The 14804-nt window shown below is 59.0% G+C and carries 20 protein-coding genes and 1 pseudogene; 11 read left to right on the top strand and 10 right to left on the bottom strand.

Annotated elements, in window-relative coordinates; translation table 11 throughout:
* Positions 1 to 148 precede the first annotated feature (148 nt).
* The 5 genes and pseudogenes from AC3WQN_RS23340 (at position 149) to AC3WQN_RS23320 (ending at position 3916) form a co-directional block, all read left to right on the top strand.
* Positions 149 to 544 (top strand): annotated as a pseudogene (locus AC3WQN_RS23340) (FagA protein).
* Entirely contained in the window at positions 537 to 1913 is a 1377-nt protein-coding gene (locus AC3WQN_RS23335) for a class II fumarate hydratase (RefSeq protein WP_103401673.1), read from the top strand. Before AC3WQN_RS23340 ends, AC3WQN_RS23335 begins: the two are co-directional and overlap by 8 nt.
* Before the next feature lie 27 nt (positions 1914 to 1940).
* On the top strand, positions 1941 to 2378 hold the full coding sequence (locus AC3WQN_RS23330; protein WP_103401672.1) for a DUF2753 family protein: 438 nt from the start codon (positions 1941 to 1943) through the stop codon (positions 2376 to 2378).
* Position 2379: 1 nt separating this feature from the next.
* Entirely contained in the window at positions 2380 to 2991 is a 612-nt protein-coding gene (locus tag AC3WQN_RS23325; protein WP_103401671.1) for a superoxide dismutase, read from the top strand.
* Between the two features lie 31 nt (positions 2992 to 3022).
* Positions 3023 to 3916, top strand: coding sequence for a ZIP family metal transporter (locus AC3WQN_RS23320; RefSeq protein WP_103401670.1), 894 nt, complete (start codon positions 3023 to 3025; stop codon positions 3914 to 3916).
* A 132-nt stretch (positions 3917 to 4048) separates the two neighbouring features.
* Here AC3WQN_RS23320 and AC3WQN_RS23315 read toward each other — a convergent pair whose 3' ends face one another.
* The 10 genes from AC3WQN_RS23315 to AC3WQN_RS23270 all read right to left on the bottom strand — a co-directional run bounded on the left by AC3WQN_RS23315 (position 4049) and on the right by AC3WQN_RS23270 (position 11104).
* Positions 4049 to 4321, bottom strand: coding sequence for an HPr family phosphocarrier protein (locus tag AC3WQN_RS23315; RefSeq protein WP_103401669.1), 273 nt, complete (start codon positions 4319 to 4321; stop codon positions 4049 to 4051).
* 15 nt (positions 4322 to 4336) lie between these two features.
* Complete coding sequence (gene rapZ, locus AC3WQN_RS23310) at positions 4337 to 5194, bottom strand: RNase adapter RapZ (protein ID WP_103401668.1); 858 nt, start codon at positions 5192 to 5194, stop codon at positions 4337 to 4339.
* Positions 5195 to 5196: 2 nt separating this feature from the next.
* Positions 5197 to 5661, bottom strand: a complete 465-nt coding sequence (ptsN, locus tag AC3WQN_RS23305) for a PTS IIA-like nitrogen regulatory protein PtsN (protein WP_095077879.1) — start codon at positions 5659 to 5661, stop codon at positions 5197 to 5199.
* A 12-nt stretch (positions 5662 to 5673) separates the two neighbouring features.
* Positions 5674 to 5982: a ribosome hibernation-promoting factor, HPF/YfiA family gene (gene hpf, locus AC3WQN_RS23300; protein WP_003178005.1), complete on the bottom strand. Its 309-nt coding sequence runs from the start codon at positions 5980 to 5982 to the stop codon at positions 5674 to 5676.
* Positions 5983 to 6088: 106 nt separating this feature from the next.
* Positions 6089 to 7582: an RNA polymerase factor sigma-54 gene (locus AC3WQN_RS23295; protein ID WP_103401667.1), complete on the bottom strand. Its 1494-nt coding sequence runs from the start codon at positions 7580 to 7582 to the stop codon at positions 6089 to 6091.
* 182 nt (positions 7583 to 7764) lie between these two features.
* Entirely contained in the window at positions 7765 to 8490 is a 726-nt protein-coding gene (lptB, locus tag AC3WQN_RS23290) for an LPS export ABC transporter ATP-binding protein (protein WP_095077877.1), read from the bottom strand.
* Positions 8491 to 9039, bottom strand: a complete 549-nt coding sequence (lptA, locus tag AC3WQN_RS23285; RefSeq protein WP_095148504.1) for a lipopolysaccharide transport periplasmic protein LptA — start codon at positions 9037 to 9039, stop codon at positions 8491 to 8493.
* Positions 9026 to 9598 carry an LPS export ABC transporter periplasmic protein LptC gene (lptC, locus tag AC3WQN_RS23280; RefSeq protein WP_103401666.1) on the bottom strand — a complete coding sequence of 191 codons (573 nt, stop codon included), beginning with the start codon at positions 9596 to 9598 and terminating at the stop codon, positions 9026 to 9028. Before lptC ends, lptA begins: the two co-directional genes overlap by 14 nt.
* 7 nt (positions 9599 to 9605) lie before the next feature.
* Positions 9606 to 10130 (bottom strand): KdsC family phosphatase, encoded by a 525-nt coding sequence (locus tag AC3WQN_RS23275; protein WP_103401665.1) that lies wholly within the window; start codon positions 10128 to 10130, stop codon positions 9606 to 9608.
* The gene (locus tag AC3WQN_RS23270; protein WP_103401664.1) at positions 10130 to 11104 is read right to left on the bottom strand and encodes a KpsF/GutQ family sugar-phosphate isomerase; all 975 of its coding nucleotides are present in this window, start codon (positions 11102 to 11104) and stop codon (positions 10130 to 10132) included. Before AC3WQN_RS23270 ends, AC3WQN_RS23275 begins: the two co-directional genes overlap by 1 nt.
* 277 nt (positions 11105 to 11381) lie before the next feature.
* Between AC3WQN_RS23270 and AC3WQN_RS23265 the strand changes: the two genes are divergently transcribed.
* The 6 genes from AC3WQN_RS23265 to AC3WQN_RS23240 all read left to right on the top strand — a co-directional run bounded on the left by AC3WQN_RS23265 (position 11382) and on the right by AC3WQN_RS23240 (position 14787).
* Positions 11382 to 12191: an ATP-binding cassette domain-containing protein gene (locus AC3WQN_RS23265; protein ID WP_103401663.1), complete on the top strand. Its 810-nt coding sequence runs from the start codon at positions 11382 to 11384 to the stop codon at positions 12189 to 12191.
* A complete protein-coding gene (mlaE, locus tag AC3WQN_RS23260) occupies positions 12191 to 12988 on the top strand; it encodes a lipid asymmetry maintenance ABC transporter permease subunit MlaE (protein WP_095144988.1) in 798 nt (265 codons plus the stop codon). The genes AC3WQN_RS23265 and mlaE overlap by 1 nt, the downstream gene beginning before the upstream one ends.
* Positions 12988 to 13455, top strand: coding sequence for an outer membrane lipid asymmetry maintenance protein MlaD (gene mlaD / locus AC3WQN_RS23255; RefSeq protein WP_095144987.1), 468 nt, complete (start codon positions 12988 to 12990; stop codon positions 13453 to 13455). The genes mlaE and mlaD overlap by 1 nt, the downstream gene beginning before the upstream one ends.
* Positions 13456 to 13466: 11 nt before the next feature.
* Positions 13467 to 14120, top strand: a complete 654-nt coding sequence (locus AC3WQN_RS23250; protein ID WP_103401662.1) for an MlaC/ttg2D family ABC transporter substrate-binding protein — start codon at positions 13467 to 13469, stop codon at positions 14118 to 14120.
* Positions 14117 to 14422: an STAS domain-containing protein gene (locus AC3WQN_RS23245; RefSeq protein WP_103401661.1), complete on the top strand. Its 306-nt coding sequence runs from the start codon at positions 14117 to 14119 to the stop codon at positions 14420 to 14422. Before AC3WQN_RS23250 ends, AC3WQN_RS23245 begins: the two co-directional genes overlap by 4 nt.
* 113 nt (positions 14423 to 14535) lie before the next feature.
* Positions 14536 to 14787 (top strand): BolA family protein, encoded by a 252-nt coding sequence (locus AC3WQN_RS23240; RefSeq protein WP_095077854.1) that lies wholly within the window; start codon positions 14536 to 14538, stop codon positions 14785 to 14787.
* Positions 14788 to 14804: the final 17 nt, after the last annotated feature.

Genomic DNA, 14804 nt, shown 5'->3' with positions numbered 1-14804 from the left:
CTCCCACGGTCTGTACTGGCTAGAGTCAGATGCTGGCTTTTAGTCCCACCACCCCTACAAGTCTAAACATACAAGCTTGCATGGGAGCTCTTGTGTTGGGTTTTATTATCATATAATAATGAATCTCATTATCGAATGAGCCCGGATCATGAGTTCCGCCTTGCACGAGCAGCCCTACCTCGAAAGCTGGCGCTGGATGAGCCGCCAGATCCGTTGCGCACTGGATGCTGACGAACCACGCCTGATCGAACACTACCTGGCCGAAGGCCGCTATCTGGGCTGTTGCACAGCGACATCGCCCTGGACCATTGCTGAAACCTCATTTCGCTTGCTGCTCGACACGGCGGCAGACACGGCGCTGCCCTGGCACTGGCGCAACCTGTGCCTGGACCAGGCCTGGCGCCCATTGCGTGATCTGGAGCGCCTCTCATTGTGCAACTGCCGGCTCAAACGCTAGCAGCGCTACACCTGGCAACTGGCGACCTGCGAGTTGCAGCCCTCGATTTCTCTGACTGAACTGGTGCAAGGATTTCCTGATGACTAACACTCGTATCGAACGTGACAGCATGGGTGAACTGCAAGTCCCTGTAGACGCCTTGTACGGTGCCCAGACCCAGCGCGCCGTGGATAACTTTCCCGTCAGTGGGCAGCGGATGCCGGCCCAGTTCATTCGCGCCCTGATCCTCGCCAAGGCTGCCGCCGCCAAAGCCAACGTCGAGCTCAAGCAACTGAGCGAAGCTCAGGGCAAGGCCATTGTCGATGCTGCCCAAGGCCTGCTCGAAGGCGACTACATGCCGCACTTCCCGGTGGATATCTTCCAGACCGGCTCCGGCACCAGCTCCAATATGAACGCCAACGAGGTGATCGCCACCCTGGCCAGTCGATTGCTCGGCGAACCGGTCAATCCGAACGATCATGTCAATTGTGGCCAGAGCAGCAACGACATCATCCCGACCACCATCCATGTCAGCGCGGCGCTGGCGCTTCACGAGCAATTGCTGCCTGCACTGGTGCATCTGGTCCAGGTGATCGAGCGCAAGGCTGAACAGGTGCACCCCTTCATCAAGACCGGCCGTACGCATTTGATGGATGCCATGCCGGTACGCATGAGTCAGGTGCTCAACGGTTGGGCACAACAACTCAAGGCCAACATCGGTCATTTGCAGGGTCTGTTGCCCGCCCTGCAATCCCTGGCCCAGGGCGGCACGGCAGTCGGCACCGGGATCAATGCTCACCCGCAGTTTGCAGCGTTGTTCAGTCAGCAATTGAGCGCGCTGACCCAGGTGCAGTTCACGCCGGGCAAGGATCTGTTCGCGCTGATCGGCTCCCAGGACACGGCGGTTGCGGTTTCTGGCCAACTCAAGACCACGGCCGTGTCACTGATGAAAATCGCCAATGACCTGCGCTGGATGAACTCTGGCCCCTTGGCAGGCCTGGGAGAAATCGAACTGGAAGGCTTGCAGCCGGGATCGTCGATCATGCCGGGCAAGGTCAATCCGGTGATTCCAGAGGCGACGGCGATGGTCGCCGCCCAAGTGATCGGCAATGACACGGTCATCACAGTGGCGGGCCAGTCGGGCAACTTCGAGCTGAACGTCATGCTGCCGATCATTGCCCAGAACCTGTTGAGCAGCATTGAACTGCTGGCCAATTCCAGTCGCCTGCTCGCTGACAAGGCCATTGCCAGTTTCAAGGTCAACGAGGCCAAGCTCAAGGAAGCGCTGTCGCGCAATCCGATCCTGGTCACGGCGCTCAATCCGATCATTGGCTACCAGAAGGCCGCTGAAATTGCCAAGACCGCTTACCAGCAAGGTCGCCCGGTGATCGATGTGGCGCTTGAACACACGGACCTCACGCTCCGCCAACTCGAAGAGTTGCTCAATCCCGAGAAGCTCACCGCAGGCGGCGTGTAATCACCGCTAACGCTTTGGAGACTCACCATGGAGCACTGGAAACGCACGATCGAAAGGGCCAACCGCTGCTTCATGCTGGGCGAGTTGGTGGATGCCCGCGAGCACTATCTGCAGGCGCTGGCATTGGCCCAGGTGTTGTACGAGCGGTGGCCGGATGCCGATGAAGCGGTCGCTGCCTGCGTGATTTCCCATCACAACCTCGCAGATCTGCATTTACGTCTGAACCAGCCGGAGGAGAGCGCCGAGTACTTGTGCGCCATCCATCAACGGCTATTACAGACCATGCAGGACTCGCGTCTGCTGCCCGCCCTGCGCGAAGCCGCGCTACGCCAAAGCAGCAAGACCTACGTCGAGTTGCTCAATTTCATCAGCGAGCACGGTGAATACCCGCGCACCCACCGCTTGCTGCATATCGATACCGCTGCGCAGCCGACCAAGGCGCGCGCTCATCATGGAGTTCATTGAAATGGCTTTTACCTTGCCGGCCCTGCCATACGCCTACGATGCCCTGGAACCGCATATCGATGCGCAAACCATGGAAATCCATTACACCAAGCACCATCAGACCTACATCAACAACCTCAATGCAGCCGTTGAAGGCACTGAATTTGCCGAGTGGCCGGTGGAGCGCCTGGTGGCCGGCGTTGCGCAGTTGCCGGAAAAACTTCGTGCCGCCGTGGTCAACCAAGGCGGCGGGCACGCTAACCATTCACTGTTCTGGGCGGTCATGGTGCCCAATGGCGGCGGCAAGCCAGAAGGCGAGCTGGCCAGGGCCATCGACGGGCAGTTGGGTGGTTTCGACAGCTTCAAGGATGCTTTTACCAAGGCTGCGCTGACGCGTTTTGGCAGCGGTTGGGCGTGGTTGAGCGTGACCCCGCGCAAGACCCTGGTGGTAGAAAGCAGCGGTAACCAGGACAGCCCGTTGATGAGCGGCAATACGCCGATTCTCGGCCTGGATGTCTGGGAACACGCCTATTACCTGCGCTATCAGAACCGTCGCCCTGAATACATCAATGCGTTCTATAACGTAATCCATTGGCCGGAAGTTGCCCGGCGCTACCAGGCAGCGCTGGTTTGAGTCCTGACAACAAAAAGAACTAAGGCCGACTATGGGCACTGAAATACTGACGATCAGCAGTGGGCGAATGTTTCGTTATGCAGTGGGGTCGCTCTTGTTGTTGGCGGGCTTTACCTTGCTGGTTGCCCACGGCCTGGCGTGGCTGAACCTTGAGCCAAAGTTGATGCGGGCGCTGCAAGGCGGGGCTATCTGTGCGCTGGGTACGGCCTTGGGGGCGGTGCCGGTACTGGTCATCCGCCGGATGCCGGTGGCGCTCAGTGATACTTTGCTGGGTTTTGGCGCTGGGGTCATGTTGGCCGCCACGGCGTTTTCGCTGATCGTGCCCGGTATCGCGGCGGCTGAAAGCCTGGGACTGTCACCCTGGGCGTCCAGCGGCCTGATCTGTCTCGGCATCATGCTGGGGGCGTTCGGACTGTTCGTGGTGGACCGCAAGATGTCCGGTGCAACGCCGCAGATGCTGGTTGGCACCCTGGAGCACCCGGTCATCCCTCCGCGTATCTGGCTGTTCGTGTTTGCAATCATTGCTCACAACATCCCTGAAGGCATGGCAGTGGGTGTCTCGGCCGGTGGCGGCATGGCGGATGCCGATAGCCTCGCCATGGGCATCGCGCTGCAGGACGTGCCGGAAGGGCTGGTGATTGCCTTGGTATTGGCCGGGGCCGGGATGTCACGGGCCAGGGCATTCCTGATCGGCGCCGCATCAGGCCTGGTCGAGCCGGTTTTTGCGTTGCTGTGCGCCTGGCTGGTGAGTCTGGCCGAAGTCATCTTGCCGCTGGGCTTGGCGCTGGCGGCAGGCGCGATGCTGTTGGTGGTGACTCACGAGGTCATCCCCGAATCGCGTCGCAACGGTCACGACAAGCTGGCCAGCCTGGGGCTGCTGGTCGGGTTCTGTCTGATGATGGTGATGGATACGGCGTTGGGCTGAATGGCGTAGAGGCGCTGCACCTGTCACACGTCGCGGGAGGGTTCCAGGGGCGCTGCGCACTGGAGCGCCAGCCCGGCCCAGCGGGAGCACGCTCCCTCGCCACACAAGCTTGTTCACCAAAGAGGTGTGCGCTTACTCGCCTTCGTCGAAGAAGTTGTTGATCAATGTCACCAGCGCGTCCAGTGCTTCCTGCTCTTGCTCACCTTCGGTCTTCAGGTGGATTCTGGTGCCTTTGCCGGCCGCCAGCATCATCATTGCCATGATGCTTTTACCATCGACCATGCTTTCGGGGCTGCGGCCAGCCTTGATCTGGCAGGGATACTGACCTGCAACACCCACGAACTTAGCGGAGGCGCGGGCATGCAGGCCCAGTTTGTTGATGATTTCAATTTCCAGAGCAGGCATCGCGGAGTGAATCCTTTAGCTAAGGTCGCGGTGGCGAACCTGGACGTTCTTCAAGGTTTTTTGCAGGAGTTGACCCAGGCGCTCGGTCAGGTAGACGGAGCGGTGATGCCCACCGGTACAGCCAATGGCAATGGTGACGTAGGCGCGATTACTCGCCGCAAAGCGGGGTAGCCACTTGAGCAGGTAGCTGGAAATGTCCTGGAACATTTCTTCAACATCCGGCTGGGCAGCCAGGTACTCGGCAACCGGTTGGTCCAGCCCGGATTGGGCGCGCAGTTCCGGCTTCCAGTAAGGGTTGGGCAGGCAGCGCACATCGAATACCAGGTCGGCATCGACTGGCATGCCACGCTTGAACCCGAAAGACTCCACCAGGAACGCGGTGCCTGGCTCCGGCTGGTTCAGCAGGCGCAGCTTGATGGTGTCGCGAAGCTGGTAGAGGTTCAGGTTGGTCGTATTGACCTTGAGGTCCGCCAGGTCGGCTATCGGCCCCAGCAGGGTGGTCTCATCCTGAATGGCTTCGGCCAGCGAGCGGTTGGCGCTGCTCAGCGGATGGCGACGGCGGGTTTCCGAGAAGCGCTTGAGCAGGGTCTCTTCGTCGGCGTCCAGAAACAGCACGTCGCATTTTATGTGCCGGGCGCGGACTTCTTCCAGCAACTCGGGGAAGCGCGTCAAGTGGCTCGGCAGGTTACGCGCGTCGATGGACACCGCCACCAGTGGCTGGGTCAATTCGTTGTGGATCAGGGCGTTCTCGGCCAATTCCGGTAGCAGCCCGGCTGGCAGGTTATCGATGCAGTAATAGCCGTTGTCCTCCAGTACATCGAGGGCTGTGCTTTTACCGGAGCCGGATCGGCCGCTGACGATGATCAGGCGCATGGTTAGTGACCGTTTTGCTCGTCCAGGACAACCTGATACAAGGCTTCGCTGCTGGTGGCGCTGCGCAGGCGATCGCGGACTTCCTTGCGGTCGAGCATGCTGGCGATCTGGCGTAGCAGTTCCAGGTGCGCATCGGTGGCGGCTTGGGGGACCAGCAGGACGAACAGCAGGTCGACCGGCGCGCCGTCGATGGCGTCGAAATCAATAGGCGCGTCCAGGTGCATCAAGGCGCTGATGGGCGACTCGCAACCTTTGAGGCGGCAATGGGGAATGGCGATGCCGTTGCCAAAACCGGTCGAGCCGAGTTTTTCACGGGCAATCAGGCTCTCGAAGACATCCTGCATCTCCAGCTCCGGGACTTCCCGGGCGATCAGGTTGGCTATCTGTTCAAGGGCACGTTTTTTACTGCCGCCCGGCACGTTCACCAGGGAACGGCCGGGGGTCAGGATGCTTTCAAGTCGGATCATGGGTTGGGGGTGTTAACGACCGGTCGCGCCCTGGAGGAGGCTCTGGGTCTTTTCCTTATGCTTTTTGAGTTGGCGATCCAGCTTGTCGGTCAGCAGGTCGATGGCGGCATACATGTCCGTATGCTCGGCATTGGCAACCACTTCTCCGCCGGGGATATGCAGCGTGGCTTCGATTTTCTGCAACAGCTTCTCGACATTCATCGTGACCTGCACGTTGGTGATCTTGTCGAAATGCCGCTCCAATCGGTCGAGTTTTTCGCCGATGTAGGTGCGCAGAGGTTCGGTCACTTCCAGTTGGTGTCCACTGATGTTGACTTGCATACAGCTTCTCCTTCGTTGCCAGTGCATAAGGCGGCAGGCTGAGTTGCCTGCCACTAGGATGTTTCCGAAAAATCGAATACACCCTGGAACGCGGTGGCCTGGCCCGTTACATCAATCGCTTGCGTTCGCTCGAAGGCGCGATCCCGAGGGACTCGCGGTACTTGGCGACGGTACGACGGGCTACCTGAATGCCTTGTGCCTCCAGTAAACCAGCGATCTTGCTGTCACTCAACGGCTTTTTCTGATTTTCCGCGGCAACCAGTTTTTTGATGATCGCGCGAATCGCTGTGGACGAGCATTCACCGCCCTCGGAGGTGCTGACGTGACTGGAGAAAAAATATTTCAGTTCATAAATACCGCGCGGGGTATGCATGAATTTTTGTGTGGTCACCCGTGAAATGGTCGACTCGTGCATGCCAACGGCTTCTGCGATGTCGTGCAGGACCAGCGGTTTCATCGCCTCGTCGCCATACTCGAGAAAGCCGCGCTGGTGCTCGACGATCTGGGTGGCCACTTTCATCAGGGTTTCGTTGCGGCTTTGCAGGCTCTTGATGAACCAGCGGGCTTCCTGCAACTGATTGCGCATGAAGGTGTTGTCGGCGCTGGTGTCGGCACGGCGGACGAAGCCGGCGTACTGTGGATTGACGCGCAGGCGTGGCACCGATTCCTGGTTGAGCTCCACCAGCCAGCGTTCGTTGTCCTTGCGTACGATGACGTCGGGCACCACGTACTCGGCTTCGCTGGACTCGATTTGCGAGCCAGGGCGCGGATTGAGGCTCTGCACCAACTCGATGACCTGGCGCAGCTCGTCTTCCTTGAGCTTCATGCGGCGCATCAACTGACTGTAGTCGCGGCTGCCAAGCAGGTCGATGTAGTCGGTGACCAGGCGTTTGGCTTCGGCCAGCCACGGGGTCTTGGCCGGCAACTGGCGCAATTGCAGCAGCAGGCATTCGCCCAGGTTGCGGGCGCCGATGCCGGCAGGCTCGAATTGCTGGATGCGGTGCAGGACGGCTTCGATTTCGTCCAGTTCGATGTCCAGTTCCGGGTCGAAGGCCTCGAGAATTTCTTCGAGGGTTTCGTCCAGGTAGCCCTGATTGTTGATGCAGTCGATCAGCGTGACGGCGATCAGGCGGTCGGTGTCGGACATCGGCGCCAGGTTCAATTGCCAGAGCAGGTGGCTCTGCAGGCTCTCGCCAGCCGATGTGCGGGTGGTGAAGTCCCACTCGTCGTCATCGTTGCTGGGCAGGCTGCTGGCGCTGGTCTGGTAAACGTCTTCCCAGGCGGTGTCGACGGGGAGTTCGTTGGGAATGCGCTCGTTCCATTCACCCTCTTCAAGGTTATCCACCGTGGGGGCGGTTTCCTGGTAGGAGGGTTCCTGGATCTCGGTGTTGGGTTTCTGCTCGATGTTGTCCGCCATTGGATCGGCGTTATCGAAGTCGTCGCCGTCTTCCTGACGTTCGAGCATTGGATTGGACTCCAATGCTTCCTGGATTTCCTGTTGCAGGTCCAGGGTCGACAATTGGAGCAGGCGGATGGCCTGTTGCAGCTGCGGTGTCATCGTCAGCTGCTGGCCCATTCTCAAGACTAGCGATGGTTTCATGGCTGGGGCTTAACACCTTATTCGCCGGCGCACATGCGCCATCCACTACAGGGCGCCGAAGCGCCAAACATAAGCAAATTATATGCCTGAAACTGAAGTGTTTGCCTAGAGCGTTGAGACAATAAAAACATTCACGACCGCATTGACATTACGCCCCGGCAACTCTCCAGGCGCCTCGGCGCCTAGAGGCGGAACTCATGGCCCAGATACACTTCCTTGACCAGCTCGTTGGCCAGGATGGTTTCAGCGTCGCCTTCGGCGATCAGTTGGCCGTCGTTGACGATGTAGGCCGTTTCGCAGATGTCCAGGGTTTCGCGGACGTTGTGGTCCGTGATCAGTACGCCAATGCCCTTGGCCTTGAGGTGGTGAATGATCTGCTTGATGTCACCTACCGAAATAGGGTCCACGCCGGCGAAGGGTTCGTCGAGCAGGATGAACTTCGGTGCCGTGGCCAGCGCGCGTGCGATTTCCACGCGGCGACGTTCACCGCCGGAAAGGCTCATGCCCAGGTTTTCACGAATGTGGTTGATGTGGAATTCCTGAAGCAGGCTTTCCAGCTCCTTGCGCCGACCGGCGTTGTCGAGTTCCTTGCGGGTTTCGAGAATGGCCATGATGTTGTCGGCGACCGACAGTTTGCGGAAGATCGACGCTTCTTGCGGAAGATAGCCGATGCCCGCCCGTGCACGCCCGTGCATGGGTTGGTGGCTGACGTCCAGGTCATCGATCAGCACGCGTCCCTGGTCGGCCTGGACCAGGCCCACGATCATGTAGAAACAGGTGGTCTTGCCGGCGCCATTCGGGCCTAGCAGGCCAACAATCTGGCCGCTGTCGATCGACAGGCTGACGTCACGCACGACCTGGCGACTCTTGTAGCTCTTGGCCAGATGCTGGGCTTTCAGAGTTGCCATTTAAGGGGCCTTTTGCTCGTCGGTTTTCTTTTTAGGCTGAATCACCATGTCGATGCGCGGGCGTTGTTCGGTGACCTTGCTGCCCGTCGCGCGACCGGCGCTGGCGAGCTTTTTGTTGGTGTCGTAGACGATTTTCTCGCCTTGGGTGATGTTGCCATCCTTGTCGACGACTTTGGCGCGATCGATCAGCACGACGCGGTCTTGCGAAGCGTGGTACTGGATAGTCACCCCATAACCCTGGACAGGCTTGGTGTCGCCCGCGGTTTGCATCTGCTCGAAGTAGGCCAGGTTGCCCACCGAGGTCACGACGTCGATATCGCCAGCCGCTGTGCGAGTGATAGTCACGGTGTTGCCGGTGACCTTCATCGTGCCCTGGGTGATGATCACGTCACCTTTGTAAGTGGCGATGCCGTTCTTGTCGTCCAGCTGTGCGTCGTCGGCCTGAATGCGGATAGGTTGATCTCTATCGTTCGGCAGAGCCCAGGCGCTCACGCTTCCCAGTGCTGCGCCCAGACTGAGCAAAATAGGGAGGGTTTTAACGAGCCTCATACTGTCCTCTTACGTTCGATAGCAGGTGTATCCTGCTTTCTTTCAAATACGCTTTCATGCCGGTCCCCGTCGATACACCGCCAGCACCGTCGATTCTAACGGCTTGCTGGGTCTGCGCATATTGCTGCTGCGGGAATACGGTCATGCGGCTGCTGGTAATGATCATCGCGCGGTCCTTTGCGTCGGTGCGCGCAATGCGTACCGAGTCGATCAGTTCGACTTCGGTGCCGCCAGGGTTGACCTCGCCACGCTCACTCTGGACGTGCCAGGGAAACTCGGTGCCGCGATACAGCTGCAGGTCCGGCTTGGTCACCAGTGTCACATCGCTGGCCTTGACGTGCTCGACCTTGTCGGAGGTCATTTCGTACTGCAACTTGCCGTCGGGCAGGTACTGCACGCTATGGGCGTTGGTTGCATAGAAGTCGATCTCGCTCTCGTTGACCACCGTTACCGGCTTGTCGAGAAAGCGTTCTGGACTGATATTCCAATAGCCAACAGCCGCGAGCAGCGCGGCAATGGCCCCGAAAAACAATATGTTGCGAAACTTTTTGCTCAGCATAAATGGCTCACAGGTACGCGGCGTTGGCGGCTTCAAGGTTGCCTTGGGCGCGTAGAATCAATTCGCAAAATTCGCGTGCTGCACCTTCGCCTCCACGGGCAAGGGTAGTGCCGTGGGCGTGTTCGCGAACGAAACTTGCAGCGTTGGCGACGGCCATGCCCAGGCCGACACGGCGAATCACCGGCAGGTCAGGCAGGTCGTCACCCAGATAGGCAACCTGCTCATAGCTCAGGCCCAGCTGCGCGAGAAGGCTGTCGAGTACGACCAGTTTGTCCTCGCGCCCCTGAAACAGGTGGGGAATCCCGAGATTTTTTGCGCGCTTCTCGACGAGCGGGGTCTTACGACCACTGATTATGGCCGTTGTTACACCCGTGGCCATCAACATTTTGATGCCCTGGCCGTCCAGGGTGTTGAACGACTTGAACTCGCTGCCGTCTTCGAGGAAGTACAGGCGCCCATCGGTCAGGACGCCATCGACGTCGAACACGGCCAGCCTGATGTTTTTGCCGCGTTGCAGCAGGTCGGTGTTCATTACATGACTCCCGCGCGCAGCAGGTCGGACAGGTTGAAGGCGCCAACGGGGCGATCGTCCTTGTCCACCACTACCAATGCGTTGATTCTGTTGTCTTCCATGATTTTCAGGGCTTCTGCGGCCAGCATGTCGGCGCGGGCGGTCTTGCCGTGAGGGGTCATGACGGTGTCGATGGTGGTGTTGTGGATGTCGATGCTGCGATCCAGGGTGCGGCGCAGGTCGCCGTCAGTGAAGATCCCGGCCAGTTTCCCGTCAGCCTCCAGTACCGCGGTCATGCCCAGGCCCTTGCGGGTCATTTCCATCAATGCGTCTTTGAGCGGGGTGCCGCGCGCGACACAGGGCAGCTCGTCCCCGGCGTGCATGACACTTTCCACCTTGAGCAACAGACGGCGGCCCAGTGCGCCACCGGGGTGCGAAAAAGCGAAGTCTTCCGCCGTAAAGCCGCGCGCTTCCAGCAGGGCAACCGCCAGCGCATCGCCCATGACCAGGGCGGCAGTCGTCGATGAGGTTGGCGCCAGGTTCAGCGGGCAGGCCTCATGTTCGACGTGGACATTGAGGTTGACCTCGGCGGCCTTGGCCAACGGCGAGTCAGGATTGCCGGTCAGGCTGATCAGCTGTATGCCCAAGCGCTTGATCAGCGGCAGCAGCGTAATGATTTCGTTGGTGGAGCCGGAGTTCGATAGCGCGAGGATGACGTCGTCGCGCGTGATCATGCCCATGTCGCCGTGACTGGCTTCGGCGGGGTGTACGAAGAATGCTGTGGTGCCGGTGCTGGCCAGGGTCGCGGCAATTTTACTGCCGATATGCCCGGACTTACCCATGCCGACCACTACCACGCGACCCTTGCTGGCCAGAATCAACTCGCACGCGCGTACGAAATCAGCGTCGATATGGGGTAGCAAGCCTTTTACGGCTTCAAGCTCGAGGCGGATCGTACGTTGTGCCGATTGAATCAGGTCGCTGGACTGGCTCATGTCTGAATTCGTTTAGCTGAATGAAAAGGTGGCGATTATAGCTGTAATGGGCCATTCGCTCACGTTAGTTCGTCATGCTTTCTGCGGTCTGTGTCACCGGAACTCTCTGATTAGCGGCTATCAACCTTAATTGAAGCTGAATGCAGCGGTCTTCGTCCTTGGGCGCCAAGGGCGGGCAGTGATATAGTTCGTCGCCAGTTCGGCCTGCCCGGGCAGTATGTGCTCTCGCCAGAGATCGCAGCGTCCGAGTGAGAGGCTTGCATCGCAAGGAGTTTAGATGAGTGCCGATAACGCCTACGCGGTCGAGCTGAAGGGAGTGTCCTTCAAGCGCGGCGCGCGTAGCATTTTCAACAATGTCGATATTCGCATTCCACGCGGCAAGGTCACCGGCATCATGGGACCTTCCGGCTGCGGGAAAACCACGCTGTTGCGCCTGATGGGCGCGCAGTTGCGTCCTTCCGGTGGCGAAGTGTGGGTCAACGGGCAGAATTTGCCCAAGCTGTCGCGTAGCGATCTGTTCGATGCGCGCAAGCACATGGGCGTGTTGTTCCAGAGCGGTGCACTGTTCACCGACCTCGATGTGTTCGAGAACGTCGCATTCCCGTTGCGTATTCATACCCAACTGCCGGAAGAAATGATCCGCGACATCGTATTGATGAAGCTGGAGGCAGTGGGCTTGCGTGGCGCAATCGAGTTGATGCCCGATGAGCTGTCCGGTGGCATGAAGCGTCGTGTGGCGCTGGCCCGTGCCATTGCCCTGGATCCGCGTATTCTCATGTACGACGAGCCATTCGTCGGCCAGGACCCTATCGCCATGGGCGTACTGGTACGCCTGATCCGTCTGCTCAACGACGCCCTGGGGATTACCAGCATCGTGGTTTCCCATGACCTGGCCGAAACCGCGAGCATTGCCGACTATCTGTATGTCGTCGGTGATGGGCAGGTGCTGGGGCAGGGCACGCCCGCCGAGTTGATGGATTCCGATAATCCGAGAATTCGCCAATTCATGAAAGGTGATCCGGACGGGCCGGTACCGTTCCACTTTCCAGCGACGGATTACCGCGCAGATCTTCTGGGGAAGCGCTGATGCGCAAGATTTCACTAATAGAAAGAGTTCGTCGATTCGGCCAGGCCGGCATCGACAGCGTCGCGGTCCTGGGTCGTTCATCGCTGTTCCTGTTTCACGCGTTGCTCGGGCGCGGCAGCGTAGGCAGCGGTTTCAGCCTGCTGGTCAAGCAGTTGCATTCGGTCGGCGTCATGTCCCTGGTGATCATCGTGGTCTCCGGGATCTTCATCGGCATGGTGCTGGCGCTGCAGGGCTTCAACATTCTGTCCAGCTACGGCTCGGAGCAGGCGGTTGGGCAGATGGTGGCGCTGACCCTGTTGCGTGAGTTGGGGCCGGTGGTCACGGCATTGTTGTTCGCCGGGCGCGCGGGCTCCGCGTTGACTGCGGAAATCGGCAACATGAAGTCCACCGAGCAACTGTCCAGTCTGGAAATGATTGGCGTCGATCCGCTCAAGTACATCATTGCCCCCCGTCTGTGGGCTGGCTTCATCTCCCTGCCACTGCTGGCGATGATTTTCAGCGTGGTCGGAATCTGGGGCGGCTCCTGGGTGGCGGTTGACTGGCTGGGTGTGTATGAAGGCTCCTACTGGTCGAACATGCAAAACAGCGTGACGTTCAATGGTGACGTGCTCAACGGCATTATCAAAAGCATGGTCTTTGCCTTTGTCGTGACCTGGATCGCCGTATTCCAAGGCTATGACTGTGACCCCACCTCGGAAGGGATCAGTCGTGCCACCACCAAGACCGTGGTGTATGCCTCATTGGCCATCCTCGGCCTGGACTTTATTTTGACCGCCTTGATGTTTGGAGATTTCTGATGCAAAACCGCACCCTGGAAATCGGTGTCGGCCTTTTCTTGCTGGCTGGCATCCTGGCTTTACTGCTGCTTGCCCTGCGGGTCAGTGGACTGTCCCCCGTTTCGAGCACCGACAGCTATAAACTTTATGCCTATTTCGACAATATCGCCGGTTTGACGGTCAGATCCAAAGTGACCATGGCCGGTGTGACCATCGGCAAGGTCACGGCAATCGATCTGGATCGCGACAGCTTCACCGGTCGAGTGACGTTGGAACTGGAGAAACGTGTAGATAATCTACCGTCTGATTCCACGGCTTCCATCCTCACCGCCGGTCTGCTGGGCGAGAAGTACATCGGTATCAGCGTTGGCGGTGAGGAGAGTCTGCTCAAGGATGGCCAGACCATCCATGACACGCAGTCGGCGCTGGTGCTCGAGGACCTGATCGGTAAATTCTTGCTCAATACCGTTAGTAAAGACGCCAAATGAGGAGTTTTTCCATGATCTCTACCTTGCGACGTAGCCTGTTTGTCTTGCTCGCGGCCTTGCCGCTGATGGCTAACGCCGTAGCTGCGCCTTCGGCGCACGAGCTGGTACAGGATACGACCAACCGGTTGCTCGCAGACCTTGCGGCCAACAAAGAGAAGTACAAGCAGGATCCGAAGGACTTTTATGCTGCATTGAACAGCATTGTCGGGCCCGTGGTGGATGCCGAGGGCATTTCCAAGAGCATCATGACGGTCAAGTACTCGCGCAAGGCCACGCCTGCGCAGATGAAGACCTTTGAAGAAAACTTCAAGACCGGCCTGTTCCAGTTCTATGGCAACGCCTTGCTCGAGTACAACAACCAGGGCATCGTCGTCGAGCCTGCCAAGGATGAGTCGGGAACCCGTACCAGCGTTGGCATGACCGTCAAGGGTAGTAATGGCTCGATCTATCCTGTGTCCTACACACTCGAGAAGATCAATGGCGAGTGGAAGCTGCGCAACGTGATCATCAACGGCATCAACATTGGCAAACTGTTCCGTGACCAGTTCGCCGACGCGATGCAGCGCAATGGCAACGACCTGGACAAGACCATCAATGGTTGGGCCGGTGAAGTCGCCAAAGCCAAGGCAAACACTGAGCAGGCCACCGAGAAGCAAGCGCAATGAGTGAGTCGGCCGTCCGTATGGGCGAAGCTGGTGAGCTGATGCTCAGTGGCGTACTCGATTATCGCTCCGGCCCGGAACTGCGCAAGCAGGGCCAGGCCCTGATCAAGTCCAGTACCGCGCCAGCCGTGGTGCTGGATTGCTCGGGCGTGGAGAAGTCCAGCAGCGTCGGTTTGTCGTTGCTGATGGCTTTCATGCGCGACGCGGCAGCCGGTGGCAAGGCTGTGAGTGTCCGTGCATTGCCTGATGACATGCGTGAAATCGCTCAGGTCTCTGGTTTGACCGGGATTTTGGCGCACCCTTAACTAACATCTATAAAAGGCCCCCCGTCAGAGTCCTGCCATGCGGGGTTCGCAGGCGCGGGGCTTTTTTGTATGATGTCCGACCCGTGCGCACAGGGCGCCGATTGAGGTTGAGCATGCAGGCCAACGAAGTGAAGAGCTTCCTTGAGGGAAAGCTGTCCGAGACTCTTTTATCCGTACAGGTAGAAGTTGAGGGCGAAGGCTGCAACTTTCAGCTGAACGTGATTAGCGATGAACTGGTGGCTTTGAGCCCGGTCAAGCGTCAACAGAGCATCTATGCCCATTTGAACCCATGGATCGCTGATGGCAGCATCCACGCGGTCACTATGAAATTTTTCAGCAGCGCGGCCTGGGCCGAGCGCACCTGAGCCCAAGGGCGTCGAGA

It is taken from the genome of Pseudomonas sp. FW300-N1A1 (assembly GCF_058789115.1).
Note: the sequence above shows the minus strand (reverse complement) of the source record. Positions and strands in the feature narration are given on the sequence as shown.

Excerpts from the sequence above, each read along its gene's own strand:
- AC3WQN_RS23335 (WP_103401673.1), top strand. The coding sequence starts at position 537 with ATGACTAACACTCGTATCGAACGTGACAGCATGGGTGAACTGCAAGTC.
- AC3WQN_RS23330 (WP_103401672.1), top strand. The coding sequence starts at position 1,941 with ATGGAGCACTGGAAACGCACGATCGAAAGGGCCAACCGCTGCTTCATG.
- AC3WQN_RS23325 (WP_103401671.1), top strand. The coding sequence starts at position 2,380 with ATGGCTTTTACCTTGCCGGCCCTGCCATACGCCTACGATGCCCTGGAA.
- AC3WQN_RS23320 (WP_103401670.1), top strand. The coding sequence starts at position 3,023 with ATGGGCACTGAAATACTGACGATCAGCAGTGGGCGAATGTTTCGTTAT.
- AC3WQN_RS23315 (WP_103401669.1), bottom strand. The coding sequence starts at position 4,321 with ATGCCTGCTCTGGAAATTGAAATCATCAACAAACTGGGCCTGCATGCC.
- rapZ (WP_103401668.1), bottom strand. The coding sequence starts at position 5,194 with ATGCGCCTGATCATCGTCAGCGGCCGATCCGGCTCCGGTAAAAGCACA.
- ptsN (WP_095077879.1), bottom strand. The coding sequence starts at position 5,661 with ATGATCCGACTTGAAAGCATCCTGACCCCCGGCCGTTCCCTGGTGAAC.
- hpf (WP_003178005.1), bottom strand. The coding sequence starts at position 5,982 with ATGCAAGTCAACATCAGTGGACACCAACTGGAAGTGACCGAACCTCTG.
- AC3WQN_RS23295 (WP_103401667.1), bottom strand. The coding sequence starts at position 7,582 with ATGAAACCATCGCTAGTCTTGAGAATGGGCCAGCAGCTGACGATGACA.
- lptB (WP_095077877.1), bottom strand. The coding sequence starts at position 8,490 with ATGGCAACTCTGAAAGCCCAGCATCTGGCCAAGAGCTACAAGAGTCGC.
- lptA (WP_095148504.1), bottom strand. The coding sequence starts at position 9,039 with ATGAGGCTCGTTAAAACCCTCCCTATTTTGCTCAGTCTGGGCGCAGCA.
- lptC (WP_103401666.1), bottom strand. The coding sequence starts at position 9,598 with ATGCTGAGCAAAAAGTTTCGCAACATATTGTTTTTCGGGGCCATTGCC.
- AC3WQN_RS23275 (WP_103401665.1), bottom strand. The coding sequence starts at position 10,130 with ATGAACACCGACCTGCTGCAACGCGGCAAAAACATCAGGCTGGCCGTG.
- AC3WQN_RS23270 (WP_103401664.1), bottom strand. The coding sequence starts at position 11,104 with ATGAGCCAGTCCAGCGACCTGATTCAATCGGCACAACGTACGATCCGC.
- AC3WQN_RS23265 (WP_103401663.1), top strand. The coding sequence starts at position 11,382 with ATGAGTGCCGATAACGCCTACGCGGTCGAGCTGAAGGGAGTGTCCTTC.
- mlaE (WP_095144988.1), top strand. The coding sequence starts at position 12,191 with ATGCGCAAGATTTCACTAATAGAAAGAGTTCGTCGATTCGGCCAGGCC.
- mlaD (WP_095144987.1), top strand. The coding sequence starts at position 12,988 with ATGCAAAACCGCACCCTGGAAATCGGTGTCGGCCTTTTCTTGCTGGCT.
- AC3WQN_RS23250 (WP_103401662.1), top strand. The coding sequence starts at position 13,467 with ATGATCTCTACCTTGCGACGTAGCCTGTTTGTCTTGCTCGCGGCCTTG.
- AC3WQN_RS23245 (WP_103401661.1), top strand. The coding sequence starts at position 14,117 with ATGAGTGAGTCGGCCGTCCGTATGGGCGAAGCTGGTGAGCTGATGCTC.
- AC3WQN_RS23240 (WP_095077854.1), top strand. The coding sequence starts at position 14,536 with ATGCAGGCCAACGAAGTGAAGAGCTTCCTTGAGGGAAAGCTGTCCGAG.